The organism is Yeosuana aromativorans, assembly GCF_014646655.1.
Taxonomy (GTDB): domain Bacteria; phylum Bacteroidota; class Bacteroidia; order Flavobacteriales; family Flavobacteriaceae; genus Yeosuana; species Yeosuana aromativorans.
Genome location: NZ_BMNR01000018.1, coordinates 1 through 2,939, shown reverse-complemented (window position 1 = coordinate 2,939; position 2,939 = coordinate 1). Strand labels below are relative to the sequence as shown.

Here is a 2,939-nt window from a genome sequence, read left to right as displayed (position 1 = left end):
GGTATTATTCCTGCGGTTGTTGTCGGAATTTTATTTGGACTGACAATAAAACTCATAGGAAATAAAAAAGCCTACACACAACAACGGCTATAATCCATTACTCGTTAAATGCTAAACCAAAAAACTGTATATTTAACTTGGCTTGATTCCTACTCCGAAAATCCTACGGATTTTCATCGCAACGGAATCATAGCCTAACCGTTGTAGGCAATTTAAACGCAACTTCGAAAAAGCAATAAACACCGAGATAAAAAATGAAAAAAAACAATATTGGAGCTTCACATTTCTCGGAAGAAATAGTAAAAATATCTAATGAAATAGAAATAAATCACGAAATAACTTTTTACGATTTAGATATTAATGGAAAACCATATTATTATCTTTATGACGGCTTTAATGGATATTTTGAAATCAGTCACTCATTTTTAGAAAAAAGTGGAATAGCCAACACTAACCAATTGATTCAGGAAATTAATAGCAATGAACAGGAATTTTATAAAAAATTACTTGCAGAAAAAAAATCGAAGTTTGTAATTAACCCAATTGGGTCAAATTTTAGCGATATAGTTTCAGAAAATAATATCACCATAAAAAATGCGAAAAGACACAACTTGTTGATTAAAGAAATCGAAAAGAAAGTTCAGCGAGGTGCAAAAATGTGGTTTTTTCATTTTTATCAAAACACTTTTTTCCGTCAATCATTCGAACCTGATGTTTATTTAGATAAATCTGGATTTGTTATTAACGACACAGATAAAGTATTTTACACTACTACAAGAACTTTAAAAAATAACTTAAACAAATTAAAAAGCATTGGATTAATTGAATTCAGTTTCAGTAAGAACACTATTTCTAATTTAAAGTTTAATAGCAATCACTTTACTTTATTTAAAGAGAATATTCCAAATCTATTTCACACAGCTTTTTTTGAATCTAATGAATTAGATAAATATGAACCAATTAATGCTGACCTTAAAAAGGTTGATAGTGTTAATGAGGTTGTTTTTGAAAATAATACCGGAAAAACAGACTACACGAAAAAGCAAATTCAAAATGAATTAATAGGAACGAAGTCCGAGAAAATAGCACTCGAATTTGAATTAGAACGCTTAAAAAGTTTAGGTTTTGAAAATGTAAATAGCATAGCAAAAATTGTGAGTGAAGATAGCTCATTGGGATATGATATAATTTCAAAAGAAAAAAGTTTAGAAAAACGACATATTGAAGTAAAAACCTTAAGAGTAAATAACGACAATGTCTCTTTTCACTTGACTAAAAATGAGCTGGAAAAAATTAATTTGTTATCAAATTATTATATCTATATTGTTGAATACGTAGGAAATAGTTCTACGGTAAAAATATTAGATACGACTGATATAGAAAATTCAGAATACTTTAAAATTGTTCCGACTGATTTTAAAGTTTATATAAAATATTAATATAAAAAACTGCCTACAACAATGGCTATAAGTAATTGCTTGTTCTCGCCTTCTTCTGAAAATCCTCGCGGATTTTCAGCTTGTCGTGTACTTGCAAAGTTTCGTGCTAAACCACGCAACTACTCATAGCCGAGACCGTTGTGAGCAAGCTTAACAAAACCAACATCCGAATTTAATGTTAGAAAATAGAATAAAAGCATTTGTAGTTGATTATTTGATTATGTGTTCAATCGGAGTTCTGACTTTTGCTATTAGTGACAATCCTTTTATAGGATTAATGATTCTCTATACAATAACTATGAATAAGGACTTTCTAAATGGTAAAAGTATTGGAAAAAGACTTTTCGGAATTCAAGTGCAAAATCTGCCAGACAAAAAAGCGTCGGAGTGGAAATGTTCATTACGGAATTTACTTTTCATTATACCAATTGACTTTCTATTTACATTTTTTAGCCCAACATGTCGAATTGGCGACCGACTTGCAGGAACTAAAATCGGAATTAATATGGAATACAATTTAAAAACTGTAAGTGCTGAATTAAAAAAATATCGATTGAATAAAAATTTGATATTTGGATTAATATTCGCAATCGCTAATTCCTATGCATTATTATGGTTATATGGAGAAATATTAACTAAATAAAAAAGCCAGCTCACAACAACGGCTATAATCCATTGCTTGTTTTAGGTTAAATAAAATTTCCTACTTTTAAACAAACTATGATTCCTGCTTCGGAAAATCCTGCGGATTTTACTCGCAACGGAATCATAGCCAAACCGTTGCCATTAATTTAAAAAAATGAACAAACTCATAATAATTACACTTCTGACTTTATTAATTTCGAGTTGCACAGACATCAATCAAACGGAGAATAAGATTGCGGAAATAGAAAATTTACGTGCGGAAAATGATAGTCTGAAAAAAATTGTATCGGAAATAAAAAACAAATATGTTTTTGACAGCTTAACTGTCAGAGACATTCCGTCTTACAAAAACTCTTATGAGTTGAATTCAAATATTGCTGGCGAAATTGTGTTTGTTGGATACAATAAAGACAAGCAAAATACAAGTATAATAATGATTGACAGCATTTCCTATAATCCAAAGAAATTATATAATCCTGACACACTTAAATTAAAAAATGGCGGATTTCACTATGTAAAGAAAATGGATGCCGAAAGGGTTTATTGGAAAATGGAAATTCAAACAGAACACCAATACGGAAAAAAATTCGAAGGAATTTTGACAAATGCTGCCCAAGTGAAAATAAACTAATGGCAACACCGTGTAAAAATAATTGCTTGGTTCTAGCCTACTCGGAAAATCCTACGGATTTTCCTCTGGTTCGTTCAATTTTTAGTAAGTTAGTTGCTCACACACGCAACTATCCTTACACAAACACGTTGTGGTGCATTTGAACAAACCCTTTAAATGAATATAAACTTTGCCAAATATTTGATAATTGTATTGTTTTTGGCAGGTTGTGGAAAGCAAGAAAC

3 protein-coding genes are annotated in these 2,939 nt (G+C 30.3%); all 3 read left to right on the top strand.

Features of this window, described 5'->3' with window-relative positions; translation table 11 throughout:
- The first annotated feature begins 254 nt into the window (after positions 1–254).
- The 3 genes from IEW94_RS16740 (at position 255) to IEW94_RS16730 (ending at position 2,715) form a co-directional block, all read left to right on the top strand.
- Positions 255–1,439, top strand: a complete 1,185-nt coding sequence (locus tag IEW94_RS16740) for a protein NO VEIN domain-containing protein (protein ID WP_188655229.1) — start codon at positions 255–257, stop codon at positions 1,437–1,439.
- 175 nt (positions 1,440–1,614) lie between these two features.
- Positions 1,615–2,082: an RDD family protein gene (locus IEW94_RS16735; RefSeq protein WP_188655227.1), complete on the top strand. Its 468-nt coding sequence runs from the start codon at positions 1,615–1,617 to the stop codon at positions 2,080–2,082.
- Between the two features lie 156 nt (positions 2,083–2,238).
- Positions 2,239–2,715, top strand: coding sequence for a hypothetical protein (locus IEW94_RS16730; protein WP_188655225.1), 477 nt, complete (start codon positions 2,239–2,241; stop codon positions 2,713–2,715).
- Positions 2,716–2,939: the final 224 nt, after the last annotated feature.